At 41.0% G+C, this 25,313-nt stretch carries 31 protein-coding genes; 27 read left to right on the top strand and 4 right to left on the bottom strand.

Translation table 11 applies throughout. The features are described 5' to 3' along the window. Positions 1-108 precede the first annotated feature (108 nt). On the top strand, positions 109-2,442 hold the full coding sequence (helD, locus tag ACQKKO_RS06785; RefSeq protein ID WP_498645559.1) for an RNA polymerase recycling motor HelD: 2,334 nt from the start codon (positions 109-111) through the stop codon (positions 2,440-2,442). After that, the gene (locus ACQKKO_RS06780) at positions 2,439-3,284 is read left to right on the top strand and encodes an SDR family oxidoreductase (RefSeq protein ID WP_498645557.1); all 846 of its coding nucleotides are present in this window, start codon (positions 2,439-2,441) and stop codon (positions 3,282-3,284) included. Before helD ends, ACQKKO_RS06780 begins: the two co-directional genes overlap by 4 nt. 214 nt (positions 3,285-3,498) lie before the next feature. Here ACQKKO_RS06780 and dat read toward each other — a convergent pair whose 3' ends face one another. Beyond that, on the bottom strand, positions 3,499-4,371 hold the full coding sequence (gene dat, locus ACQKKO_RS06775) for a D-amino-acid transaminase (protein WP_498645555.1): 873 nt from the start codon (positions 4,369-4,371) through the stop codon (positions 3,499-3,501). Between the two features lie 181 nt (positions 4,372-4,552). On the opposite strand from dat, the gene splB reads away from it, so the two are divergent. The 3 genes from splB (at position 4,553) to ACQKKO_RS06760 (ending at position 7,141) form a co-directional block, all read left to right on the top strand. Then, on the top strand, positions 4,553-5,578 hold the full coding sequence (gene splB / locus ACQKKO_RS06770) for a spore photoproduct lyase (RefSeq protein WP_479825079.1): 1,026 nt from the start codon (positions 4,553-4,555) through the stop codon (positions 5,576-5,578). Positions 5,579-5,702: 124 nt separating this feature from the next. Next, positions 5,703-6,137, top strand: coding sequence for a transcriptional regulator MntR (gene mntR / locus ACQKKO_RS06765; RefSeq protein WP_479825081.1), 435 nt, complete (start codon positions 5,703-5,705; stop codon positions 6,135-6,137). Between the two features lie 113 nt (positions 6,138-6,250). Continuing rightward, positions 6,251-7,141, top strand: coding sequence for a patatin-like phospholipase family protein (locus ACQKKO_RS06760; RefSeq protein ID WP_498645552.1), 891 nt, complete (start codon positions 6,251-6,253; stop codon positions 7,139-7,141). A gap of 18 nt (positions 7,142-7,159) precedes the next feature. Here ACQKKO_RS06760 and ACQKKO_RS06755 read toward each other — a convergent pair whose 3' ends face one another. Then, on the bottom strand, positions 7,160-7,588 hold the full coding sequence (locus ACQKKO_RS06755; protein WP_498645549.1) for an SA1362 family protein: 429 nt from the start codon (positions 7,586-7,588) through the stop codon (positions 7,160-7,162). Positions 7,589-7,615: 27 nt separating this feature from the next. Beyond that, positions 7,616-8,560 carry a DUF1385 domain-containing protein gene (locus tag ACQKKO_RS06750; protein ID WP_498645547.1) on the bottom strand — a complete coding sequence of 315 codons (945 nt, stop codon included), beginning with the start codon at positions 8,558-8,560 and terminating at the stop codon, positions 7,616-7,618. Positions 8,561-8,696: 136 nt separating this feature from the next. On the opposite strand from ACQKKO_RS06750, the gene ACQKKO_RS06745 reads away from it, so the two are divergent. From ACQKKO_RS06745 to aroD, 4 genes are all read left to right on the top strand, one after another. Then, the gene (locus ACQKKO_RS06745) at positions 8,697-9,179 is read left to right on the top strand and encodes a YqhR family membrane protein (protein ID WP_498645545.1); all 483 of its coding nucleotides are present in this window, start codon (positions 8,697-8,699) and stop codon (positions 9,177-9,179) included. Positions 9,180-9,271: 92 nt separating this feature from the next. Beyond that, positions 9,272-10,342 (top strand): M24 family metallopeptidase, encoded by a 1,071-nt coding sequence (locus tag ACQKKO_RS06740; RefSeq protein ID WP_498645543.1) that lies wholly within the window; start codon positions 9,272-9,274, stop codon positions 10,340-10,342. Between the two features lie 96 nt (positions 10,343-10,438). Further along, positions 10,439-10,996, top strand: coding sequence for an elongation factor P (efp, locus tag ACQKKO_RS06735; RefSeq protein ID WP_203090706.1), 558 nt, complete (start codon positions 10,439-10,441; stop codon positions 10,994-10,996). A 106-nt stretch (positions 10,997-11,102) separates the two neighbouring features. Next, positions 11,103-11,864: a type I 3-dehydroquinate dehydratase gene (aroD, locus tag ACQKKO_RS06730; RefSeq protein WP_498645540.1), complete on the top strand. Its 762-nt coding sequence runs from the start codon at positions 11,103-11,105 to the stop codon at positions 11,862-11,864. 13 nt (positions 11,865-11,877) lie between these two features. Here the strand turns inward: aroD and ACQKKO_RS06725 are convergent, their stop codons facing one another. Then, the gene (locus ACQKKO_RS06725) at positions 11,878-12,402 is read right to left on the bottom strand and encodes a shikimate kinase (protein ID WP_498645539.1); all 525 of its coding nucleotides are present in this window, start codon (positions 12,400-12,402) and stop codon (positions 11,878-11,880) included. 168 nt (positions 12,403-12,570) lie between these two features. Here ACQKKO_RS06725 and ACQKKO_RS06720 point away from each other — a divergent pair, with 168 nt between their 5' ends. The 18 genes from ACQKKO_RS06720 (at position 12,571) to ACQKKO_RS06635 (ending at position 25,277) form a co-directional block, all read left to right on the top strand. After that, positions 12,571-12,849 (top strand): YqhV family protein, encoded by a 279-nt coding sequence (locus ACQKKO_RS06720; protein ID WP_498645537.1) that lies wholly within the window; start codon positions 12,571-12,573, stop codon positions 12,847-12,849. A gap of 11 nt (positions 12,850-12,860) precedes the next feature. Then, a complete protein-coding gene (spoIIIAA, locus tag ACQKKO_RS06715) occupies positions 12,861-13,793 on the top strand; it encodes a stage III sporulation protein AA (protein WP_498645535.1) in 933 nt (310 codons plus the stop codon). Then, on the top strand, positions 13,790-14,302 hold the full coding sequence (spoIIIAB, locus tag ACQKKO_RS06710) for a stage III sporulation protein SpoIIIAB (protein WP_498645533.1): 513 nt from the start codon (positions 13,790-13,792) through the stop codon (positions 14,300-14,302). Before spoIIIAA ends, spoIIIAB begins: the two co-directional genes overlap by 4 nt. A 22-nt stretch (positions 14,303-14,324) precedes the next feature. Next, positions 14,325-14,531, top strand: coding sequence for a stage III sporulation protein AC (gene spoIIIAC / locus ACQKKO_RS06705; RefSeq protein WP_010898943.1), 207 nt, complete (start codon positions 14,325-14,327; stop codon positions 14,529-14,531). Positions 14,532-14,545: 14 nt separating this feature from the next. Further along, positions 14,546-14,935 (top strand): stage III sporulation protein AD, encoded by a 390-nt coding sequence (gene spoIIIAD, locus ACQKKO_RS06700; protein WP_203090700.1) that lies wholly within the window; start codon positions 14,546-14,548, stop codon positions 14,933-14,935. A gap of 20 nt (positions 14,936-14,955) precedes the next feature. Next, on the top strand, positions 14,956-16,155 hold the full coding sequence (spoIIIAE, locus tag ACQKKO_RS06695) for a stage III sporulation protein AE (protein ID WP_498645530.1): 1,200 nt from the start codon (positions 14,956-14,958) through the stop codon (positions 16,153-16,155). A gap of 18 nt (positions 16,156-16,173) precedes the next feature. Further along, positions 16,174-16,800, top strand: coding sequence for a stage III sporulation protein AF (spoIIIAF, locus tag ACQKKO_RS06690; protein ID WP_498645803.1), 627 nt, complete (start codon positions 16,174-16,176; stop codon positions 16,798-16,800). Next, positions 16,793-17,458 (top strand): stage III sporulation protein AG, encoded by a 666-nt coding sequence (gene spoIIIAG, locus ACQKKO_RS06685; protein ID WP_498645528.1) that lies wholly within the window; start codon positions 16,793-16,795, stop codon positions 17,456-17,458. Before spoIIIAF ends, spoIIIAG begins: the two co-directional genes overlap by 8 nt. Before the next feature lie 2 nt (positions 17,459-17,460). After that, complete coding sequence (locus ACQKKO_RS06680) at positions 17,461-18,042, top strand: SpoIIIAH-like family protein (RefSeq protein ID WP_498645526.1); 582 nt, start codon at positions 17,461-17,463, stop codon at positions 18,040-18,042. Between the two features lie 418 nt (positions 18,043-18,460). Further along, the gene (locus ACQKKO_RS06675) at positions 18,461-18,832 is read left to right on the top strand and encodes a hypothetical protein (protein WP_498645524.1); all 372 of its coding nucleotides are present in this window, start codon (positions 18,461-18,463) and stop codon (positions 18,830-18,832) included. 154 nt (positions 18,833-18,986) lie between these two features. Beyond that, on the top strand, positions 18,987-19,463 hold the full coding sequence (accB, locus tag ACQKKO_RS06670; protein ID WP_498645522.1) for an acetyl-CoA carboxylase biotin carboxyl carrier protein: 477 nt from the start codon (positions 18,987-18,989) through the stop codon (positions 19,461-19,463). A 19-nt stretch (positions 19,464-19,482) separates the two neighbouring features. Beyond that, positions 19,483-20,850 carry an acetyl-CoA carboxylase biotin carboxylase subunit gene (gene accC, locus ACQKKO_RS06665; RefSeq protein ID WP_498645520.1) on the top strand — a complete coding sequence of 456 codons (1,368 nt, stop codon included), beginning with the start codon at positions 19,483-19,485 and terminating at the stop codon, positions 20,848-20,850. A 21-nt stretch (positions 20,851-20,871) separates the two neighbouring features. Further along, positions 20,872-21,267: an Asp23/Gls24 family envelope stress response protein gene (locus tag ACQKKO_RS06660; RefSeq protein ID WP_203090692.1), complete on the top strand. Its 396-nt coding sequence runs from the start codon at positions 20,872-20,874 to the stop codon at positions 21,265-21,267. 185 nt (positions 21,268-21,452) lie between these two features. Beyond that, positions 21,453-21,860: a transcription antitermination factor NusB gene (gene nusB / locus ACQKKO_RS06655; protein WP_498645517.1), complete on the top strand. Its 408-nt coding sequence runs from the start codon at positions 21,453-21,455 to the stop codon at positions 21,858-21,860. A gap of 76 nt (positions 21,861-21,936) precedes the next feature. Beyond that, complete coding sequence (folD, locus tag ACQKKO_RS06650) at positions 21,937-22,785, top strand: bifunctional methylenetetrahydrofolate dehydrogenase/methenyltetrahydrofolate cyclohydrolase FolD (RefSeq protein ID WP_498645515.1); 849 nt, start codon at positions 21,937-21,939, stop codon at positions 22,783-22,785. Between the two features lie 11 nt (positions 22,786-22,796). Beyond that, complete coding sequence (gene xseA, locus ACQKKO_RS06645) at positions 22,797-24,167, top strand: exodeoxyribonuclease VII large subunit (protein ID WP_498645513.1); 1,371 nt, start codon at positions 22,797-22,799, stop codon at positions 24,165-24,167. Then, positions 24,157-24,399: an exodeoxyribonuclease VII small subunit gene (gene xseB, locus ACQKKO_RS06640; protein WP_498645511.1), complete on the top strand. Its 243-nt coding sequence runs from the start codon at positions 24,157-24,159 to the stop codon at positions 24,397-24,399. The genes xseA and xseB overlap by 11 nt, the downstream gene beginning before the upstream one ends. Then, on the top strand, positions 24,396-25,277 hold the full coding sequence (locus ACQKKO_RS06635; protein ID WP_498645509.1) for a polyprenyl synthetase family protein: 882 nt from the start codon (positions 24,396-24,398) through the stop codon (positions 25,275-25,277). Before xseB ends, ACQKKO_RS06635 begins: the two co-directional genes overlap by 4 nt. The last annotated feature ends 36 nt before the right edge of the window (positions 25,278-25,313 follow it).

The raw sequence follows: 25,313 nt of genomic DNA, 5'->3' as shown, positions 1-25,313 counted from the left end.
CGATAAGAGCTCAAGTCTAACTTATTATATTCGAAATCAGTATATCTCTATTATATCTTAACAAACATCCATCAGGGTGTCAAGTAACTTTTTAAGGGGCGTGAGTGAATGAGTACAACCAATCATTCTAAAGAGTCGGAACAGCAACGGATCAACCAAATTAAAGAGCAGGTTAAGCGGGAGATCACTGCGCTCACACAGCACGATCAAAAAACAAAATCTGAAATCATCCAGTTGCGCAAAACCTTTTGGGAAGATGTCACAGTGAATATGGACAATCCTGAGGAAGCGCTTGAAACGGTTTTAAGTATAAAGCAGCAATCAGAGCTTCTTGGTGAGCGAGAGCGAACGCATGGAACGATGGACCAAACGATTAGGCGGTTAGAGAAGATCCAAAGTTCACCGTATTTTGGACGCATTGACTTTAAAGAAGAGGGTCAAGACGATTCGGTTCCTATTTATTTAGGTGTGGCATCCTTATTAGATGAAGAGAAACAGAACTTTTTAATCCATGATTGGAGAGCGCCTATCTCTAGTCTTTATTATGACTTTGCGCCAGGAGAAGCGTATTACACATCTCCTGAAGGAAAAACAAAGGGTGAAATGACTAAAAAGCGTCAGTTCCTCATTCAAAATGGAACAATTGTAAGTATGTTTGATACCGGCTTAACTATTGGCGATGATTTACTTAAAGAAGTGTTAGGGAATGAAGCGAATCCTCAAATGAAGAGTATCGTTGCAACGATTCAGCTTGAGCAAAACCGTTTGATTCGCGATGAGTCTAGTCGTTATCTCGTTGTACAAGGAGCAGCAGGGAGCGGGAAAACATCAGCAGCCCTGCAAAGAGCGGCCTATCTCCTCTACCGTCACATGGATACACTGCAAGCAAATCAAATGATGCTTTTCTCGCCAAACCCGTTATTTAACAGCTACGTTTCAAAGGTACTACCGGAGCTTGGTGAAGAGAATATTGAGCAAACCACCTTCCAGCAATATGTTCAAAAACGCATTGGTAAATCATTTGAAGTAGAGGATGCATTTACGCAAACGGAAAATTTATTAACTCTTTCTAATGAATCAACATACGATCAAAATGTTTCAAGCATCCGGTACAAATCAAGCCTAGCTTTTAAAGCGCTTATTGATCGGTACCTAGCTCGATTATCAAAACAAGGCATGCAATTTAAACAGGTTCGTTTCCGGGGAGAAGTGTTAATCGATGCTTCGCGTATCAGTGCATACTTCTACTCGTTAGATCAATCCATCTCAATGGCGAATCGAATGAAGCTCACTGCAGAGTGGCTGCTGATTAAACTAACACGTCTTGAGGTATTGGAGCGAAATAATGGTTGGGTTGAAGATGAGATTGAACTATTAGGTGCAGAAGCATTTCAAGAAGTACGGAAAGAATATCAGCAGGAATACGAGGATCAGGATGGAGATTTTGATGAAGCGAAGTTTGAACGCAAGCAATTAGCAAAAAAGATTGTAGCAAAGCAATTTAAACCGTTGAAGAATGCAGTTAAAAAAATGGCTTTTGTTCATGTTGATCGAATGTTCGTCAACCTTTTTAAGCAAGCTCATGAGGATACGCCTGATGACTGGGAAACCATCTGCAGACAAACACTTACAAATTTGAATGACCGATTGCTTCGCTTTGAAGATGTTACGCCCTATTTGTATGTCAAAGATCAGCTTGCAGGCAGTAAATCAAATCATGCCATTCAGCATGTGTTTATCGATGAGGCGCAGGATTATTCCCCGTTTCAGTTTGAGTACTTAAAATTAATCTATCCAACCGCTCAAATGACTATCTTAGGCGATATTAATCAAGCTGTATATGCACAGTCTCAACATCAACGGACGATGCTCGATGAAAGCCTCCATACTGGGAAACAACACAACGTCATGCACTTAACAAAAAGCTATCGATCTACTAGTGACATTGTTGAATTTACTAAACAGATGATTCCAAAAGGTGACTTAATTGAACCGTTTAATCGTCAAGGGCAGAAGCCGGAAGTAAAGGTTGTTTCCACTTCAGAAGGGCTACTAGAAGTCATCATTCACGATATAGAACGACTCAAGGAACATGGTCATCAATCCATTGCGATCATTACGAAAACAGCCGAGGAAAGCAAGGAAGTCTACAGTAAGTTGAATGAACGAATCTCATTGAAATTACTTACGAAAGACTCGTATGAATTCGAACAAGGTATTCACGTGGTTCCGTCGTATTTATCAAAAGGGATTGAATTTGACGCAGTTATTGTACACGATGCATCCGATCAAATCTACACGCATGAACATGAGCGGACATTGTTCTATACGGTCTGTACCAGAGCTATGCACGAACTCATTCTTTTCTCGCTTGGGGAGACTTGTTCTTTCTTAAAAGAAGCAAAACAAGAGACGTATCAAATGGAGCATGTTTCAAGATGAAGAAAGACTGTGTGCTCATTACAGGAGCAAACAGTGGATTTGGCTTGCTTTTAGCGGTTGCATTTGCTGAAAATGGGTGGACTGTCGTTGCAACGATGCGTGATCCAGCAAAAGCCATGTTATTGATAGAAGAAGCTCGAAAGCGCAATGTTAACGAGCAAATCATCATTAAAAAGCTTGATGTAACAAATGCAATTGATCTAAAAGAGCTCAAGCAACAACTTGATACTGATGGGGTAACCGTCGGTGTTCTCATTAACAATGCAGGTTATTGCCAAGGTGGTCCCAGTGAAGGTGTGTCAATGGAGAAATGGAAGAATCAATTTGATACGAATGTACTTGGAGCCATTGCTGTAACTAAGGCTTTCTTACCAGACATGAGGAAACAGAGGCGGGGTAGAATCATTATGCTAAGCAGCATTAGTGGGAGGTTCGGATTTCCCGCACTCGGTCCTTACTCCGCTTCAAAGTTTGCTCTAGAGGGCTTTAGTGAATCCTTGCGTTTTGAAATGCTTCCATTTGGAGTGTATGTTAGTTTAGTGGAGCCTGGAGCTTATCGGACGAGCATTTGGGATAAGGGGTTAGAGGAAGCGCAGTTCTCTGATGATGAGGATTACAAGGCAATTACGCAGACTTTGGTCGCTCAAGCCTCTCATTCGGCGACCTCTTCAGGTGACCCGATTGAAGTGGCTCATAAAATTGTTGCAATCTCTGAAGTAAGCCGTCCGAAGCTCAGGTATCCGATTGGTAAAAGTACAAGGCTGATGATTCTATTTAAAGCCCTTTTACCAATGAGGGTCATTGAATACGTCGTGCTTAGGAAGATGAGCGGGAAAAAGTAAGATTGGCTCTCTATTTGCTGTTTAAAAGATGAGGTTGAGACATAACTAAAAATCAATTAGAAAATGGCGAATGATTCTATAGTTGAATCATTCGCCATTCGTATATTTAACAAAATAAGTGGAAGGAGAACCTGATTCTCCTGTAGCGGATATTGTGCTATGTTCGAGTTTTGCTATCGACCTGAATGTAATGCCCCAGCTTCTTTACTGTACATTATTCGTTTGTTTCAGTTGGTTCCTCGTCCTTGCGCTCCTGCTCTTTTTGGATGGCTTCTTTAAACAATGTTTGAAGATGTCTTGTGACGGGACCAATTGACATCGTAGCTGTGATCTGTCCTTTGAACTCAACAACGGGAGTTACTTCGCTTGTTGTACTTGTGATAAAAGCTTCCTCAGCATGATCAAGAACATCTTTCGGGAATGGTTCTTCCATGACTGAATAGCCTGCGTCTTTAGCAAGTTGGATGACAAGCTGACGCGTAATGCCATTTAAAATTAGATTGGTCGCAGGGTGCGTGTATAACGTGCCGTTGTTAACTAAAAATAAGTTTGAAGAAGAGCCTTCTGTAACGGTACCTTCGCGATGTAAGATGGCTTCCTGGCAATCGGCATCAGCGGCTTCACGTTTAGCCATGACATTCCCGAGCAAGTTCACTGTTTTAATGTCACAACGGAGCCAGCGTATGTCATCCGTTACCCAAGCGGCAATGCCATCTTCTTGTTTTGAAGCAGGTGCATTCATTGTGAATCCTGTAACAACGGGTGTCTCCTCGCGTGAATAGAGATGATTTCTTGGAGTGGCACCACGTGAAATTTGGATATATATCGCACCATCAATCACTTGGTTTGCTTCAATTAATTTGTTTGTTAAGTTTGTTAATTCTTCAGCTGTAAATGTCACATTCATATCGAGTTTTTTTGCACTCTGGAACAAACGATTCCAATGCTCATGTAATTGGAATGGGGTTTGATTATAAATTCGAACGACTTCATAGACGCCGTCCCCAAAGTGATAAGATCGATCGTTAAACGAGAGTCCAGCCTCACTTTCAGGCACAATGTTCATATGATCTATTACATAATTCATCTGTTTGACCTCCGCAATGTACTTATTAATTCCATACAATCTGAACACGTTCCAAAAAAATTGTCAATCATTTTACGCCACATTCTCTATGAAGAAAAGTCTTAGAGTGAAATTACCAGAACCTTACACAAACATTTGGTTCATACAAGCGCACCCTAAAGGTACGAAAGGATGTGCAAACATGAAAGCTTTTTATCCGCAATTGGTTTATATTGAGCCGGGTGCTCTTGACTATCCGTTAGGTAGACAGTTAAAAGAAAAATTTGAAAAAGAAGGCGTTGAGATACGAGAAACAACGTCTCATAACCAAGTACGAAACATTCCAGGAAAAAATGATTTACAAAAATATCGAAATGCCAAATCCACGCTTGTCATAGGTGTTCGAAAAACATTGAAATTTGATACATCAAAACCGTCAGCTGAATATGCCATCCCACTTGCAACAGGTTGTATGGGTCACTGTCATTACTGTTATCTCCAGACAACGCTTGGAGATAAGCCGTATATTCGCACGTATGTAAATTTGGACGAGATTTTTGATGCAGCGGATAAGTATATGATGGAACGAGCGCCAGAGCCTACACGTTTTGAAGCGGCGTGTACGTCAGATATTGTAGGACTTGATCATCTAACCCATTCTCTGAAGAAAACAATTGAGCATATTGGCCAAACAGAGTGGGGGCGCTTGCGTTTTGTGACGAAGTATCATCATGTGGACCATTTGCTTGATGCAAAGCATAACGGAAATACACGATTCCGCTTTAGTGTGAATTCGGATCACGTCATTAAGCACTTTGAACCTGGAACTTCATCGTTTCTTGAACGAATTGAAGCGGCTCAAAAGGTAGCCAAAGCAGACTATCCAATTGGATTTATCGTTGCGCCAATCGTTTGGTACGAAGGTTGGGAAAAAGGGTATCTTGAATTGTTTGAACGGTTAGAATCCATTCTGCCGACATATGCCAAGAAGGATGTTACGTTTGAGCTTATCCAGCATCGATTCACAAAAACGGCAAAACGAATCATTCAGAAACGGTATCCGAAGTCAAAGCTTGAAATGAATGAAGAAGATCGTAAAGTAAAATGGGGAAAATATGGACGCACAAAGTATGTGTATAAAGATGATGAAGCAGGTCAGCTTAAAGACACGATACAAACATATATTGATAAGTATTTTCCAGAAGCGAAGTTAGAATACTTCACGTAATTAGCAAGCTGATCTCGATTTGTACTGTTTATTTACCCCCAAGTATAGTAAAATAGATGGTGGTTTTACTATAAGTTCGGATGCGTGTGTTGTATCTGTGCGTTGATAAATTGGAGGGGACCCTATGCCTACACCAAGCATGGAAGATTATCTGGAGCGAATATATATGTTGATTGAAGAGAAAGGCTATGCCAGAGTATCGGATATTGCTGAGGCGCTTGAGGTGCATCCTTCTTCCGTCACAAAAATGGTCCAAAAGCTAGATAAAAGTGAGTATCTTGTTTATGAGCGTTATAGAGGCTTAATTTTAACTGCAAAAGGTAATAAAATCGGAAAAAGACTTGTGTACCGCCATGAACTGTTAGAAGAGTTCATGACAATTATTGGTGTTGACAAAGAGCACATCTATCAAGACGTTGAGGGAATTGAGCATCATATAAGCTGGGATGCCATTGATCGTATTGGGGATGTCGTGCAATTTTTCACAGAGAAAGAAGAACGTGTGACAGAGTTACGTGAAGTGCAACGGAAAAATGAAGAAGAAACCAATCAAAACTAAGAAACAGCATCAAAAAGTCGACACTTTTTGATGCTGTTTTTGCGTTGAACCCGTTTATCACCTACATACGATGGTTATGGCATACATACGATGTATATAGGAGGAGATTCCACTTGAAAATTGATGCTGTTTTTGCTGGTGGGGGAGTTAAAGCGTTTGCCTTTCTTGGTTCGTTAAAGGTGCTTGAGGAAAAGGGCTATGAATTTGAACGTGTTGCTGGAACCAGTGCAGGTTCAATTGTTGCGGCGCTAGTCAAAGCAGGTTATACAAGTGAGGAAATGATGACCATTCTTGATCAAATTGATATTGATTCGTTTAAGGATGATCGGATATCCTTCCTTCCATTCACGGTTCTTAAATGGATCAATGTCTATATGAAGCTAGGATTGTATAGAGGTGATGCCCTTGAAGCGTGGATCCGCGACTTACTAAAAGCGAAAGGTATTGTGACTTTTGGTGATTTACCTGAGCAGTCGTTACGCGTAGTCGTGTCCGATCTTTCAAGAGGTCAAATGGTTGTCCTACCGGATGACTTAGATAAGTATGGTATAAGAGCTGAATCATTTTCTGTGGCAAAAGCCATTCGAATGAGTTGCAGTATCCCTTATTTTTTTGAGCCTGTTAAATTGTACGATCGCTCGGGGCATTATTCATATATTGTAGATGGTGGCTTATTAAGCAATTTTCCGATCTGGTTGTTTCGAGATGGTGAAAAAAATACGTGGAGACGTCCTGTTATCGGGTTGCAGCTCAAACCGAAAATAGAAGATCAGCCGCCTCATCGCATCAAAAATGCAATTGATCTTTATAAAGCTGTATTCGATACAATGACAGCTGCTCATGATGCAAGGCATATTGAGGAAGAGGATGCACAGAACGTAATTTTTATTCCTGTAACTGACGTTAAAGCAACTGATTTTGATTTAACGCCAATTGAAAAAGAAGAACTCATTAAGCTTGGTGAGGCCAAAACAACTAAATTTCTAAGTCGCTGGTCGTTTTAAGAGCAAAAAAGAATCGTGCTAAAAGGATGCACGATTCTTTTTCTTTGGTTTCGTTTTATTTTTCTTGCCCTCAATGACCGTTAAGGTTGGACCGGATCTTCGTTTCGGTGTTTTCTTAAATGGTTTATGATTCCGTTTCATCTGAGTCGTGCTATTTGGTTTCACTTTTGTATGGTTAGTTGGACCGGCAGAACGAACCGAGCTGGTTCGTTTTGCTTTCTTTAGCTGAGCTCTAGTTGGACCATCCTTAGAACCGGATCGAAGGAATGGCATCCCATATTTTCTTGATAAGTAAAAACGATAACCTAAATAGAAGAGTGCAATAAAACCAGCAAGGAATAAAATAGATTGCACAATCTGCATAGGATTATTTATCACAGTAAAAACAAATCCAATAACAGCTAAAATAATGATAAATGGAAAGGCAACGTTAAAGAATTTGCGCATTCTATACACCTCCATGATGTCATCTAGCTATACGATGTCTGCCTTTGCAGATCGTGTGTAGGATTCTTCCCGAGTAAGCATTTCATTAAAGGATGCAATGGCCACTTCTGTTTGTTCATCATTTGGTTCTTTTGTTGTTAATAATTGGAGAGCAAGGCCAGGATATCCTAACCATTTAAGAACCGGAATGTCACGGAATCGGTTTGTTAGCTGTAAGACTTCATAAGAGATCCCTAAAACAACTGGTATTAGTACGATACGCTGTAAGATTCGTTCTAATAATGAGTCAAATGGAAGAAATAAATATAATCCTACCCCAACAATGACCGTAAATAAGATAAAGCTACTCCCGCAACGGTAGTGTAGTCTTGAACTCGCCTGAACCGACTGGACAGTGAGAGGGTGACCTGCTTCGTATGCGTTGATTACCTTATGTTCAGCCCCGTGATATTGGAACACACGACGAATTAAAGGCGTGAATGACAATAAGTACAGATATCCAAGTAATAAGATTAATTTAAATCCACCCTCAAGTAAATTCTGTGCGATATGGCCAGGTAGGATGGGTGTAAATAAGTTTGCTAAAAAGGCTGGGACGAGTGTAAATACTAACTTACTAAATAGAAAGGATAAAACAGCAACCGCTGCTACTCCGAGTATTAAATTTAACTTTGATGACTTTTCGGTCGGTTTAATGGATTCATCCTCGGAAGGATCCACATCATAACGATCTGATGAGAAGTTTAAATGTTTAGATCCATTTATACTTGCCTCAATAATTCCCGCAATTCCTCGTACAAAGGGAATTTTTTTTGCCTTTGTTACCCAAGTGGGAGAATTTCGCCAAACTTCAAAGGAATCTAAGCTTCCGTCTTTACGTCTAATCATGGAGACAGTGGTATGTTTTCCTCCGAACATGACTCCCTCAACAATGGCTTGACCGCCATATGCTGGTTTTGAAGACTTTTCCATAAGTCACCAACCTATTCTTCTGTGTTGTATATTCACTATTCTACATGAAACAAAACAATTCCTCTATTACTATTCATCGAGACTAACGCTGAATGAAATAGATCGGATTAGGGATATACTGAAATGAGGTGATTTGATGAATCAAGCGTATGAACAAAACAAAACAGAAAAGCCAATGAAATATAACACCAAAGTCATTTTAATTGGTTTTTTTGGTGGATTGCTAAGCTCTCTCCTAGGCCTTTTTAGTTTCTATTTTCATTTTATGACCTTTGGGCCGGCACTCATCCTGATGCCTTGGGCGCTAGGTGATTGGAAAACAACGTACTTAGGGCAGAGTGTGGGTATAGCTGTGATTGCGATTGTTTCAATTATCATTGCATTCATTTATAAGTGGCTATTTCAAAAACTGAATACAATGTGGGCGGGTGTTGGATTCGGAGCACTTTTATGGGTAATTGTTTTTTATATTTGTAATCCATTTATACCTGGGTTAAAAAGTGTGCAACATATGGGGATTCACTCGCTTGTGACCTCTTTTAGTCTGTTTGTTCTTTATGGGTTATTTATTGGGTACTCTATTTCCTATGAATATCAACAGCAACAACAACCACAGTAAGAAAACATTTCACTGCGAGTCTCCATGCGCTCTGTGGTACACTAGGGGTGGATACTAACCTTGTGGATCAATTTTAGAAGGAGCGTGGAATGATGAGTAGATTAGAAGCGATACGCAGTGAATTTAAGGAGCATGGGATTGACGGGCTACTAATTATGAGTCCATATAATCGCAGATATGTCTCCGGATTTACAGGAAGTGCAGGAGTGCTTTTACTGACAGGAACGGAAGCGCTTTTTATTACAGATTTTAGATATGTTGAGCAAGCGAAAGATCAAGCGAAAGGCTTTACGATTGTTCAACACAAAGCTGCGATCCTGGAGGAAGTCGGAAAACAAGCATCAAAGCTTAAGATTAAGAACTTAGGATTTGAACAAAGCTATGTTACATATGAACAGCATCAGCAATTACAAATGGCTGTGGACGGCATTGAGTGTGTGCCTGTAAGTGGTTTAGTAGAAGGTGTCCGTATGATTAAGGATGAGAGTGAAATTCAGCTCATCCAAGATGCAGCAGACATTGCTGATGCGGCCTTTAAGCACATTACCTCGTTTATTCGTCCTGGCGTAACAGAGATTGAAGTATCAAATGAGCTTGAATTCTTTATGCGTAAGCAAGGCGCACAAAGTTCATCCTTCGATACAATTGTCGCTTCAGGCTATCGCTCGGCTCTGCCACATGGTGTGGCAAGCGGTAAATTAATTGAATCTGGTGAACTTGTGACATTAGATTATGGTGCGTATTACAACGGGTATTGTTCAGATATTACACGTACACTTGCGGTTGGTGAATTGAACGAAGAACTAACCACCATTTATCATACAGTGCTCGAAGCGCAACTGCGTGGCATGAATGGTATTAAAGCAGGCATAACGGGTAAACAAGCTGATGCACTAACACGTGATTATATTACTGAAAAAGGCTACGGAGAATACTTTGGTCATTCTACGGGTCACGGTTTAGGGATGGAAGTTCATGAAGGGCCAGGGTTATCATTTAAATCGGATACAATTCTTAAGCCAGGTATGGTTGTAACAGTTGAGCCCGGAATCTACATTCAAGGTGTAGGTGGAACAAGAATTGAGGATGATATCTTGATTACGGCTGATGGTAACCGTTCGTTTACTTCGTCTCCAAAAGAATTAATTCACGTAGGAGAATAATCAGGCCTATTACATATCCACCTTGCCGCAAAGCTGTGGTATAGTAATGAATGGGAAACATTCCGCAAACTATGCAAGGAATACGGAGGACAAAACATGATTTCAGTAAATGATTTTAAAACAGGATTAACGATTGTAGTGGATAATGGTCTTTGGCAGGTATTGGATTTCCAACATGTTAAACCAGGAAAAGGCGCAGCCTTTGTTCGCTCTAAGCTTCGTAATCTTCGAAATGGTAACATCCAAGAAAAAACATTTCGTGCTGGTGAAAAAGTAGAAAAAGCTCACATTGAAAACAGACGTATGCAATATCTTTATGCAAGTGGAGATACGCACACATTTATGGATACAGAATCATATGAGCAGCTTGAATTACAAACCAATCAAATTGAACATGAATTGAAGTTCCTTAAAGAGAACATGGATGTTCAAGTAATCAGTTATCAGGCTGAGACGTTAGGCGTTGAGGTTCCGAACACGGTTGAACTTGAGGTTGTTGAAACGGAGCCTGGTATTAAAGGTGACACAGCTTCTGGTGGTACAAAACCAGCTACGCTTGAAACAGGCATCACGGTTCAAGTGCCATTCTTCGTAAACCAAGGCGATCGTCTTCTGATTGATACGAGAAATACGTCTTATATGTCAAGAGCGTAAAAACATATCCAGATTCAATATGGATTTAGAACAGGAGGGCGTGCGATCACTATACATAGATCGCCGCCTTTCGTTCGGTTTTAAAGCAAATGAGAGGTGATTCCAGTTGTGTGCGAAGAAAGTGAGTGTGAACCAAGTAACATTTGGAGAGGGTCACAAAGCTGCCATTTGTTGTTCATTGATTGGTTCAACTGAAGCTCAATTAGTAGAAGAGATAACACTCATCCAATCAAAAAAGCCAGATGTGATTGAATGGAGAGCGGATTTTTTTAACGAACTTAAAGATACCAACGCGGTACTAAGTGTCTTAAACTCATTTCGTAATATTTTAGGGGAGACTCCTTTACTGTTTACCATCCGCTCCGAGCAAGAAGGTGGGGAACCTACTTCATTACCCACGTCAAAACAAAAAGAATTAATTCAACACGTACTAACGAGTGGTTTGATTCAAATGATTGATTTTGAGGTTGCTTCTCCATTTGCCGAGGATGAAGATATAAAATCACTCTGCAAAGATCTTGAGATTAAATGGATTGGATCAACACATGATTTTGAAAAAACACCAACACATGAACAAATGCTTTCGTATCTCCAAAAAGGAGAAGCTCTTGGAGCAGATCTTGTAAAAGTAGCTGTAATGCCACATTCAAGAGAAGACGTTCTTTCACTTCTAGCATTAACGTCAGATGTATCAAGTGCACTTTCCGTTCCGATCATTACCATTGCGATGGGTAGTGTGGGGATCTCTAGCCGATTAGTAGGAGACCAATTTGGTTCAGTTATGACATTTGCCGTTGGTCACCAGGCTTCTGCTCCTGGACAAGCTCCAATCGAGCTGATCAGAGAAATTCAAGCGTATACCAATTAAAGAAAACCATCCTCTATGCTTTCGCATGGTGGATGGTTTTTGCTATTTTTTCAGCGGTTTGTGGAGGTGTTAGTCGTCCTGTTTGGATGATGAGATGCGCTTTTGAATAAGATTGTTTTCTTGAAGTGTATAACTCCTTCATTTCCTCAAGTGATTTTTGCTGAAGAAGCGGTCGATCCTTTTGAAGCAAGGGAATACGCTCTGCCCAAATTGAGAAGTCAATATCAAGGAATATGACCAAACTATCATTTAAGCAGGCGTGTTGGATTTCCTCCTGAAGAAACGCGCCGCCTCCTAGTGAAAAAATCATGTCAGATTGCTTTGATAGCTTATGAAAAAGTGTCCGTTCCCGCTTGCGGAATCCTGGTTCACCTTCCATCTTAAAAATCGTTTGAATACTTTGGTTGGCTTCTTCTTCGATCGCTTGATCAAGGTCAACAAAGTGTAAACCCAGAAGTCGTGAAAGTTCTTTCCCGACCGTTGTTTTTCCTGCCCCCATAAATCCGATAAGAACAATATTCCTCTCTATTTTACTCATATCTGTTCCCCTTTTCCTTTTTCTACTTTCATCCGCTTAGTCTCGGTCTTAGTATAGCAAAAGGAAGTCTAGCTTAGAAGTCTGTCTTACAAGAAGTCCAGATCATGTTCTGAACTCGTCCACACTCGCATACCTTTTTAAAGAACGAGGATTCTGGAGGGATGTATTTTGAAATGGTTTGTTGCCGTTGAATGGACACTGCTCGTTATGGTCCTTCTAAGAGTACTTTCAGGATTAATTGAGATCACTGTAGCAGGGCTCATCCTTCGATTTAATAGTATAGAGAAAGCAATCTTTTTAAATGGCATTCTCGCATTGATTGGGCCAACTATTTTTATATTATCGATCGTTATTGGATTAGTTGGTTTAACAGACAAGCTATCCATTCCGAAATTTATGCTAATTGGTACGGGTGCTGCTTGCATTTTAATCGGTGCGAGAATGTAGGAGGAATCAGGATGGAAGAGATTTTAGCTGTGTTGCCACCAGCCATACGTGAACGATTAATGAAGCTTCCTAGCGACATAATTAAAAGGTTGGAGGAAATACGGATCCGCATCCATAGACCACTTGAAGTGATCTATGCAGGCACACCCATGTATCCAAGTACAAACGGTGAAGAGGAATGGATTGTGCAGCCAAGTGAGGCGCAATTTATCTTAAATCAGTTAAGTCAATATTCCATGTATGCCTTTGAAGAAGAATTAAAGCGAGGATTTATCACCATTAAAGGTGGACATCGAGTGGGGCTAGCAGGTAAGGTGACGCTTGAAAAAGGTGAAGTGAAAACGATTAGAGATATTAGCTCATTCAATATTCGGGTCGCGAGACAGACGATTGGTGCTGCTGATTCGCTTGTATCTACGCTGTATGAAGGTGAATGGAAAAATAGCTTACTTATTGGTCCTCCACAAAGTGGTAAAACGACGCTGCTTAGAGATTTAGCCCGTATCATCAGTACGGGTGTTTCAACGGCTGGCATACGTCCATTAAAGATTGGGATCGTAGATGAACGCTCAGAGATTGCAGCAAGTATCAAGGGAGTGCCTCAGCATCAGCTAGGACGAAGAGTAGATGTGTTAGATGGTTGTCCAAAGGCAGAAGGAATGATGATGATGATTCGTTCCATGAGTCCAGACGTTTTAATTGTTGATGAAATCGGTCGGCCTGAAGACTGTTTGGCAGTACAGGAAGCCATTCATGCAGGAGTGAGAGTGATCTCTACTGCACATGGTTCGTCTTTGGAGGAAGTCGCTTCTAGACCAGCCTTACGTGCGTTATTTGCGGAAAAAGCGTTTGATAAGTGTGTTGAGCTAACGCGAGGGAAGAGTCCAGGACAAATTCGACGAGTGAAAAGCTTGAATCGCATGCAATCGGTGAAGGGATTATGAAGTGGTTAGGGGCCATACTCATCATTATTACCTGCACATGGATTGGTTTTGAACTGGCAAAACGAATTAGTAACAGACCAAAGCAATTAAGACAGTTAAAAGTCGGCATCCAGGCACTTGAAGCGGAGATGGTATATGGACTAACGCCGCTTGCTGAGGCAAGTTTCAGATTGTCAAAGCAACTGGGTTATCCCGTTAATCTACTATTTGAACGGTTTGCCGGGAAGCTTGAACTAAAGGGAGAGTCGGCTCATATAGCATGGGAACAAAGCTTAGAGGAAACATGGTCATTAACAAGCTTATTAAAAAGTGAGCGAGAAATCTTACGTCAATTTGGCCAGACTCTAGGGCAGCATGATCGGGATCAGCAACAAAAACAAATCAAACTTACCATGGTCCATCTTGAACGCGAAGAGGCTGATGCAAGAGACAATCAGATTCGTTACGAAAAAATGCTAAAAAGCCTAGGCTTTCTATTCGGTCTGCTGATTGTCATTCTGATGATTTAGTAGAAAAAAGGAGGGATGACAGTTGGCTTATGATGTGAATACTATTTTCCAAATTGCAGGAATTGGTATCGTGGTGGCGATGATTCACACGGTACTCAAGCAAATGGGGAAAGAAGACTGGGCGCACTGGGTCACATTGATTGGATTTGTCGTTGTACTTTATATGGTAGCTACCATTGTTGATGATTTGTTTCAAAAAATTAGAGGAGTATTCCTCTTTCAAGGATAGAGGTGAGCGTTGCGATGGACATCATTCAAATTGTTGGAATCGGTCTGATCGCAACGTTTTTAGCGCTTGTTGTTCGTGAACAAAAGCCAATTTTTGCATTTTTAATCACCTTGTTTGCGGGCGTCATGATCTTCTTGTTTGTTGTTGATGAGTTAGTGAAAATCATCCACCTACTCGAAGGAATTGCAAAAGATGCAAATGTACACATCATGTACTTGCAGACCATCCTAAAAATTATTGGTATCGCTTATATCGCAGAGTTTGGAGCCCAAATTGCAAAGGATGCGGGACAAGCATCGATGGCTTCTAAAATTGAGCTTGCTGGAAAGATCTTAATTCTCGTATTAGCCATTCCTATTATCAAAGCAGTTATTGAAATGATTCTATCATTGCTACCAGGTTAAGTGAAGGGAGGGAGTAGCACTTGCGTCGTTTCATTCTGATTGTCGTGATGGCCATTCTCTTTTTCTTAACTCCGAGCGTGGTACAAGCTGCAGATGAAGTAAACCCGTCAGATGAAGAGGCCATTGCAGAAGACGGAACATTTATAGATAGACAAATTGAACGCCTTCAACTAGATGAAATTCAACAATATTGGGAGCAGGTATCTACAGAATACGGTGGGTTTCTACCTGAAAGCCAAAAGGGATCTTTTAGAGAATTTATAACTGGGGAAAAGCAATTTCAAATAAAGGAATGGGGAATGGGACTTGTGAAGTTTTTACTTCACGAGCTTATTGTGAACAGTAAGTTACTTGGCATGTTAATCCTATTGACATTGTTTAGTCAGATCATGCAAACCATCCAAAACGCTTTTGAAAGTCAAAATGTAAGTAAAGCAGCTTACGGGGTCACCTATCTTGTGCTGATGATTTTAGCCATTAATAGCTTCCACGTAGCAATCACATACGCAACGGAAGCCATTAATAGTATGATCCACTTTATGATTGCTTTACTTCCTTTGCTGTTAGCATTAATGGCTTCGATGGGTAGTATGGCATCGTCCGCTCTGTTTCACCCGCTCATTATTTTCCTTGTAAATACAAGCGGGATTTTAGTAAATCAATTCGTGCTGCCCCTTCTTTTTTTCTCGGCTGTGTTAGGTATGGTCAGTACACTGAGCGATCAATACAAGGTTTCAAAGCTAGCTGACTTTTTTCGAAACATTGCTGTCGGATTGTTAGGGATATTTATGACTGTGTTTTTAGGAGTCATTTCCGTTCAAGGTGCTTCGACTGCTGCAACGGATGGGTTAACCATACGGACCGCAAAGTTTATAGCGGGAAACTTCATACCGGTTGTTGGGAAGATGTTTACTGATGCAACAGATACAGTAATGAGCGCCTCAGTTCTTCTAAAAAACACAGTAGGAGTTACAGGCCTTGGCATTTTGTTCATGATCTGTGTGTTTCCATTACTAAAGGTTCTTTCACTGGGGATCATCTTTAATCTATCAGCAGCTATCTTGCAGCCGCTCGGTGGCGGTCCTATTATAGAGTGCCTATCCATTATTGGAAAAGCAGTCATGTATGTATTTGCTGCATTGGCGCTTGTAAGCTTAATGTTTTTCTTAGCTGTCACATTAATGGTAGCAGCGAGTAATCTTTCGTTTATGATGCGTTAGGGGTGTGAGGATTTGGGAATGCTGACAGGTTGGATTACAGGACTAGTATTGTTAATCATGCTTGCAATCATCCTTGAGATGCTACTACCGAATTCATCGATGAGAGGGTACGTCAAAATGGTGATTAGTTTACTGATCCTAGTTGCCATGCTGAAGCCAGTACTCTCCTTATTCACAATGGATTCAGATGAGTGGGTACGGAATCTTCAAGCGAGTGACCCTTACGAAACAAATTCAATTGAAAGTCAAATAAATTTGCAGAAAAGTGGGTTAGAAGAGGTACGAGCTGCATATATTTCTGAACAGGTGGCTGACCAACTAGTAGAACAAGCAGAAGAAACAATGCGAGACACCTACTCACTCGAATTTGCAAGTGTAGAAGTATTGCAAGAAACGGGACAGGGAGGTCAGGAAGATGAGGAGGCAGTAGAGATCCATGCGGTTGTTCGAGAGTCAGAGGAACAAATGGAGGAGCAAACAACTACACGTGAGATTCAAACGGTCCGAGTTGACCTCTCTAAGCAACCGAACGAAGAAGAAACTGTCGACCTGCTTCCGGTAAAAAAATATCTTTCAGAGAGCTGGGAGATTCCAGAAAGTAAGATCATGCTTTACTTGGAGGGAGGAGAACAGGTCGATGGGTGAAGAGCGTCCTAAAGGCTTCGGGTGGTTAAAGAAACTTGGAAGCCAGGAACAAGGCAAAAAGAAAAATTATCGGTACATCTTAATCTTAGGCGTTGTTGGGATCTTGTTAATGGTTACAAACCAAGTTTTTCAAGGGCCACCACAAGACCAAAGTCAATCCGTTATGCCTACTTTTCAGTCCAAAGAGGATGAGGATGCAAAGGAGGACGTGGAGGTCTTTAAACAAGATTCAGCAGAACCAGTCAGCATGACGGACTATGAAGATCGTTACGAGAATCAGCTACGAGAAACGTTGGAAGAAATTGTTGGCTTGAGTGAGGTGTCAGTCATGATTAACCTTGCTGAAACGGAAAAACAAATCTATGAAAAAAATTCGAGTTCTAAAAACCAGCAAACTAGTGAAACAGACCGTGAAGGTGGAACGCGCGAGGTAACAGATCAAACCATTGATGACCAGACAGTCATCGTTCGTAGTGGTGACAAAGAAGAACCGTTGCTCATTCAGACAGAGAAGCCCGGCATCAAGGGTGTACTTGTGGTAGCCGAGGGAGTAGAAAATGTACAAGTTAAAGCTTGGGTGGTTGAAGCGGTAAGTAGAGTACTCGATGTACCTGCCCATCGTATTTCAGTTATGCCTAAGAAATCTAAGGAGGAATAAAAATGGCTCTTAAAAAACAGACAGTATGGCTTTTAACGATGTTAAGTTTGATTATTGTTCTTTCGGTTTACTATGTCTCTTCGGGTAATACAAATTTAGCGCTAACGGATGAAGAACCTAAGACTGAGGAAAATGCTACAACTGATGACGAGACCCAAGTTGAAGTGCAGGTCACTCAAGACGGAGAAGTGGAAGGAATTCTTGAAGTGACTGGTGAAGATAATGTTGCTAATTACTTCACTGAGGCACGTATGCAAGTAGTTGATTCTCGTGCAAAGTTAGCAGAAGAATATATGGAAACATCTGCAGCTCCAGATGCAACAGCTGAAGAAAAAGTTGAAGCGCGCGATAAGAGTATGGCCATCATGAAACTAACTCAAAGTGAGGAGACACTTGAATCCCTATTAAAAACAAAGGGATACGAGAACGTGCTTGTTATAAGTGAAGAGTCAAAGGTTCAGGTAATGGTTGACGCGGATGAGTTAACATCGGCTCAAGCTAACGATATCATTTTGCTAACTAAGGAACAGCTGGGTCAAGCCAACAACGTTTCTGTTTCACATAACACAGGTGGAAGTAACTAGTCGTTTAGCATTCAAAGTCTGAGACATAACTAAAAATCAATTCGATAATGGCGAATGATTCGATTGCAGAATCATTCGCCATTCGTGGTTTTATTATTTTTTTGTAAGACGAGCGGAAGGAGAACCCGAGACTCCTGCGGTAAAATACGTGGCGAAGACACTGTAGCGGTGCTTTTCCCGCGAAAGGGGCTGAGGCCGTATCCGCGGAAAGCGAGGGATTCTCCTGTAGCGGATTTGTTGCTCTATTCGTGTTTGACTCGCTACATTCATGTTATCTCCCAGCCTCAGTCCTTTTGTATTCTTTTAATTCACCTACTTGTTGGTTAGACTGTAGGCACAGGATAGATGCATTAATGCATTCATCAAAGAGTCATGTTATAATACTTTAGGTGCAATTTGTTTACGAGGAGCGATAAGTATGGAATGGACAGACCTAACCGAGGGCGCAAAAGCAGTATTAGAGCAAACTCGTAATATTAAGAATGATCATATTCAAATTGTTGAATTTGAAGTAGGGTTTGAGGAGCAATTTGACGAGCAAGATGAAGATACCTACACAGTCTCCATCCAAGAAGAAGATTACGAGAACTTAAAAAGGTATACGAAAGAAAACGAATACGATGAGAAATACCATATGGCACGAAACAAAGATATCGTAAAAATTATCTTACTTGAAAATGGCAAGATTCCTGATAATCTTTCTGAATTCCCTGTGTTTCGCCAATACAAAAAAGACGCTCTAATCAAAGAGCAGATAGAGTCAGAGCAAGTAAGCGAAGAGCAAGAATAAGCGGATGGATCCTTTATTCAATGAATGAAGGATTTTTTATAACATAAAAGAACTTGTCTAATGTAGTCATTTTTTCTTACTACTTTGAGTGCAGGGGCCATGTTATAATTGTCGCAAGTGCTAACCAATGATGAAGGAGTTGTACATATTAACAATGAACGTTCAAGAGATTAAAGAATTAATAGAAGCAGTCAACCAGTCGGATATCGATGAATTAGAATATGAGCAAAATGGAAATAAGCTAGTCCTTAAAAAGATAAAAGCTGAAACCATTGTGCAGGCTGAAGCTTACCAGCCAGTTCGTCAAGTAGAAACTCAACAGCCTGTTGCAACTAAGGCGTCAGAGGCACCTCAAGAGGCTAGCCAAGCACAGCCTGAGAAAAAAGAGAATCTTCACACCGTGACATCTCCAATGGTAGGAACATTTTACTCTTCACCATCACCAGAGGATGGTCCATATGTAGGTGTTGGCGATGATGTGAAAGAAGATTCAATCGTTTGTATCGTTGAAGCAATGAAGCTTATGAACGAAATTGAAGCTGATGTGAATGGCAAAATTGTTGAAGTTGTTGCGCAAAACGGGGAGTTAGTTGAATACGGACAACCTCTATTTGTTGTGGAACTGAAATAATCTAGGAGCTGGGTTAAAGATGATAAAAAAAATACTAATTGCCAATCGCGGAGAAATTGCGGTTCGAATTATTCGTGCGTGCCAAGAGCTTGGAATCGAGACGGTTGCCGTTTATTCTGAAGCTGATGTAGATGCACTACATGTAAAGCTTGCTGATCAAGCATTCTGTATAGGGCCGACCGCATCTGGTCAAAGCTACTTAAACTTTACTAACATTATGAGTGTAGCCACATTAACAGAGTCTGATGCCATTCACCCAGGTTACGGGTTTTTAGCTGAGAATGCTGACTTTGCTGAAATTTGTGCAGCTTGTAATATTACATTTATCGGACCAAGCCCTTCTGCTATCAATCAAATGGGTACAAAAGATGTGGCTCGTGAAACGATGAAAAAAGCAGGCGTTCCAGTTGTACCAGGTTCAAACGGAATTATTGAAAGTCCTGAGGCTGGCCTTGAAATTGCTGAAGAGATTGGGTATCCAGTCATTATTAAGGCAACAGCTGGTGGTGGCGGAAAAGGTATCCGTGTAGCCAGAAATCCAAAAGAGCTTCGTAAAGGAATTAATATTACGCAACAAGAGGCGGCAACGGCCTTTGGTAATCCTGGAGTATATCTCGAGAAATTTATTGAAGATTTCCGTCATGTTGAAATCCAAGTAATGGCTGATACGTTAGGTAACACCGTTCATTTAGGAGAGCGTGACTGTTCAATTCAGCGTCGTCTGCAGAAGCTTGTAGAGGAAACGCCATCTCCTGCCTTAACTCCTGAAAAGCGTGCTGAAATGGGGCAAGCTGCTGTGGCAGCTGCACAGGCCGTTGATTATGTTGGAGCAGGTACGGTAGAATTCATTTATGATCATAATGATGGAACCTTCTTCTTTATGGAAATGAATACCCGTATTCAAGTGGAGCATCCAGTAACTGAAATGGTTACGGGGATTGATCTAATTAAAGAACAAATCCGTGTGGCCAATGGACAGCCGCTTTCATTTTCACAAGAAGAAGTGACGTTCCAAGGTGTTGCGATTGAATGTCGAATCAATGCGGAGAACCCTTCGAAGAACTTTATGCCATCTCCGGGATTAATTACGCGTTACTTAGTACCAGGAGGCTTTGGTGTACGAATTGATTCAGCTGCCTATCAAGGGTATAAGATCACACCGTTTTATGACTCTATGATTGCAAAAGTGATTGTTCATGCGCCAACACGTGTTGAAGCAGTTGAACGAATGAAACGAGCACTCCAAGAATTTGATATTGAAGGAGTGGATACGACCATTCCGTTCCACCTTCGATTATTTGATCATGAAGTTTTCCGCTCTGGGGAATTTAATACGAAATTCATTGAGCAATATGAAGTAATGCCATCCGAAAAAGAAAAACAATAATGTTAATAAAAGGAGGCCATTATGGAAGATAATCAAATTTTGGAACTAGAAGAACAAAAATCCGGCTTAGGGAAAGTTGAGATTTCTCCTGAAGTCATTGAAGTCATTGCAGGAATTGCAGCTCAAGAGGTTGAGGGTATCGCAACCCTACGTGGAAGTTTCGCGACGGATGTTGCTGAACGCTTAGGGCGCAAAAATCATGGTAAGGGTGTAAAAGTTGATCTGGATGAAAGTGGCATTATTGTTGATGTCTCAGTTGTTATCGTCTATGGAGCTTCCGTTCCAGAGGTAGCAAATCTTGTTCAGATGAATATTAAGCAAACATTACTTACAATGACTGCTATTCAACTTGAGGCGATTAATGTCCATGTTGTTGGGGTTCAATTTGAATCAACTGAACCAGCAAAAGATGAATAAGAGGGTTATCTAACCTGCGTGTAAAAATAGTCTGGCTGCATGTTGGAAAGCATGTACCCAGACTATTTTTGTACAAATTTCGCGAAAAATACATGAACGTCGACAAAACGATTTTCCACAGACAAAAAAGTGCGTTATACTAGACGTTCATTAGAATTTTTTTAAATGATAAGGAGTTCATATCTATGAATCGACGGGTAGCAAGACTGAGAGCTGCACAAGCTCTATACCAAATTGATGTAACGAAAACAGAACCAGATCAAGCAATGGAAAGTGTACTAAATGATGATGAACAGCCTAGTGATTTCTTTCATCAGCTGGTGCATGGCACGTTAGAACATAAAGAAGAACTTGATGGGTGGATCTCAAGTAATTTACAAGGATATACCATTGAACGCATGGGTCATGTTGATAGAGCCATTGCACGGATGGCGCTGTTTGAAATGAAATATATAGATGACATCCCGGCGAATGTAACGTTTAATGAAGCGATTGAACTTTCTAAAGCATTCGGGGGAGAAGAAGCCGGTCGATTTATGAATGGAGTTTTATCAAACTCAGTTGATATGATGAATAGAGAATCAAACGAGTAAGACCATGTATATCGTTTAATCACCCTGGCTTATGGGTGTCTTTTGTCTGCAAATTAACTACAACGGAGTGATTATGATGACAGCGGAATTAATGAACGGAAAAGAACTAGCAGCCTCTAAACAAGCAGAAATGAAAGAACGTGTTCAAGCCTTGACGGAACAAGGTATTGTTCCGGGGTTGGCCGTTATTTTGGTCGGAGACAATCAAGCGTCACAGACCTATGTGCGTTCTAAGCAACGTTCATGTGAAAAAGCCGGTATTCATTCAGTGCTGAGACACCTTTCTGCGGAGACAACAGAAGAAGAGCTACTTAACCACATTCGTGAATTAAATGAGGATCCAACAATTGATGGGATTCTTGTACAATTACCGTTGCCTAAACAAATCTCTGAACAAGCTGTCATTGAAGCCATTAGTCCTGCTAAGGATGTAGATGGATTCCACCCAATCAGTATAGGTAAGATGATGACAGGCGAAAAAACATTTTTACCTTGTACGCCACACGGTATTATTGAATTGCTTAAAGCCTCGAACGTTGACATTGCAGGTAAACATGCCGTTGTAGTGGGCAGAAGTAACATTGTTGGAAAACCAGTTGGACAGTTATTGTTGAATGAACATGCAACCGTTACGTATTGTCATTCACGCACTCCTGACTTAAATGCCATTACAAAACAAGCAGATATTCTTGTTGTTGCGGTAGGTATTGCTAAGCTAATCAAAAAAGAAGACGTAAAACCTGGTGCTGTTGTCATTGATGTTGGTATGAATCGTGATGAAAATGGGAAGCTTTGTGGTGATGTAGATTTTGCTGATGTAGAGGCCGTTGCATCTCATTTAACACCAGTCCCCGGTGGAGTGGGTCCAATGACGATCACCATGCTACTTGAAAACACGATTGAATCGGCAATTAATCGCTCGTAAGGAGGAATGACATGTCTGAATCGATTGTATCCGTTTCAGAATTAACACGCTATATCAAAGGGTTACTCGAAACAGACAAGCTCCTTCCTGACGTATGGATTCGAGGAGAACTTTCAAACTTTAAACAACATAGTCGAGGACATATGTACTTTTCCGTTAAAGACGAAAACTCACGTATTCAAGCTGTTATGTTTGCAGGTCATAATCGCTATTTAGCGTTTAAGCCTGAGAATGGGATGAAGGTATTAATTCGTGGGGAAGTAAATGTTTATGAACCTTATGGTCAATATCAGCTTTATGCTAAAGAGATGCAGCCTGATGGAATTGGAAACCTTTATTTAGCGTATGAAAAGTTGAAAGAAACGCTTGAAGAGGAAGGCTTATTTTCCGAGGAACGAAAAAAACCTATTCCAGTCTATCCGAAGCGTATCGCTGTTGTAACCTCTCCTACAGGTGCTGCCGTACGAGATATTCTCACAACATTAAAAAGACGCTATCCAATTGCTCAAATCACCCTGCTTCCGGCATTAGTGCAAGGAGATCAAGCGCCAGCCTCTATTGTACGAGCAATTACGCAGGCCGATGCAGCAGGTGTATTTGATGTACTAATTGCAGGACGAGGCGGAGGTTCAATCGAAGAGCTTTGGGCATTTAATGACGAGCAGGTTGTTCGTACAATTGCTGGTGCAACTGTACCAATCATTTCAGCAGTGGGTCATGAAACGGACTTCACCATTAGTGACTTTGTGTCTGACATGCGTGCTCCGACTCCAACCGCTGCAGCGGAACTCGCTGTGCCGAATCGTCTTGATTTGTTACATAGAACCTTAACCCAAAAGCAACGTCTTTTAGTCGGCATGCGGGAGAGAGTGAAGCATGAAAGAAGGCAGCTAGATCGCTTGCAAAAGTCCTACGCATTTAAGTATCCAGCGCAACTGATTCGTCAAAAGGAACAGGAACTGGATACACGAATCGATCAGCTTAAACGAACCATAAATCGTTTAGTGGAAAAGAAAAAAGGACAACACGAGCAGCTTGCTAAGAGTGTGCTTCAAGCTCATCCAAAGGAACGGATTAAACAAATGCAGGATAAGCTAACGCGCCATGAGCTTTCGTTAAAAAAAGAAACAAGTCAGATGATAAAAATGAAGCAACAGCGCTTCCAAAATAGCTTACAACAACTACAACTCCTTAGTCCGCTTCAAGTCATGAGTCGTGGCTATAGTCTGGCATATCAGCAGATTACCGGAGAATTGATTAAGTCTGTAGATCAAGCAGAACCAGATGAAGTATTAGAGTTACAAGTAACTGATGGAACGTACTTCTGTCAAATAACAGGAAAAGAAAAAAAGAAAATGAGGAGTGAATCACATGGCAAATAAAGAAGAAACCATTAGCTTTGAAGAAGCGATGGAACAGCTAGAAGAGGTTGTCGACAAGCTAGAACAAGGAGATGTGCCTCTTGAACAAGCCATTGAAATGTTCCAACAAGGTATGGATCTATCCAAACAGTGCCATGTGAAGCTTGAACACATTGAAAAACAAATGGACCAGATTCTGCATGAAGATGGTGAACTAGAAGAGCTTGATTTAAGTGGGGAGGACCAGGAGTGACATCAGAATTAGAACGCTTTATCGAATCATCTAAGGTAGAAATTGAAGCTCAACTTATACGGAAAATCGACACATTACAAACACCTGATTCATTAAAGAAATCGATGATCTACTCCCTGCAAGCAGGAGGGAAGCGCATCAGACCTGTTCTGTTGATGGCTGTCCTTAGAGGATTTGGCAGGCCAATCAAAAAGGGAATGGATGTAGCCTGCGCCATTGAAATGATTCACACCTACTCATTAATTCACGATGATCTTCCAGCAATGGATGATGATGATCTTCGTCGTGGAAAGCCTACAAATCATAAAGTGTTTGGTGAAGCAACAGCTATTCTCGCTGGTGATGCGTTACTCACATATAGTTTTCAATTGATTTCAAACATAGAAGAAGATCCTGCACTCATCGTCTCACTTATTCGTGAAATTTCACGAGCTGCTGGGGCACAGGGGATGGTTGGTGGACAGGTATCTGATATGGAAGGTGAGAACAAAGAGCTCTCTATCGAAGAATTGGAGCATATTCACGACCACAAAACCGGCGATTTAATTATTGGATCATTAATAGCTGGAGCCATTCTTGCCGAAGCGACGGAAGAAGATATTCTGCATCTTAGGCAGTTTGGAAGAGAGCTTGGCCTGTTGTTCCAAATTAAAGATGATATTCTAGATATCGAAGGCGACGCTGATACAATTGGAAAACCAGTTGGAAGCGATGTATCCAACAATAAAGGAACATATCCAAGTATGCTGGGAATGGATGGGGCTAAAGAAAAATTAACCTACCATCTTGAAGCGGCACTGACTTCTCTTCGAAACGTGCAAATGGATCACTCGTTACTAGAGGATCTGACAAATTATGTAGCATATCGAAATCATTAATAGTTGTTGGTCTCGGGCGATTCCACTTTGCTGGAT

Source organism: Alkalihalobacillus sp. NPDC127517 (assembly GCF_050276055.1).
Taxonomy (GTDB): domain Bacteria; phylum Bacillota; class Bacilli; order Bacillales; family Bacillaceae_D; genus Alkalicoccobacillus.
This window is presented reverse-complemented; position numbering and strand designations above follow the sequence as displayed.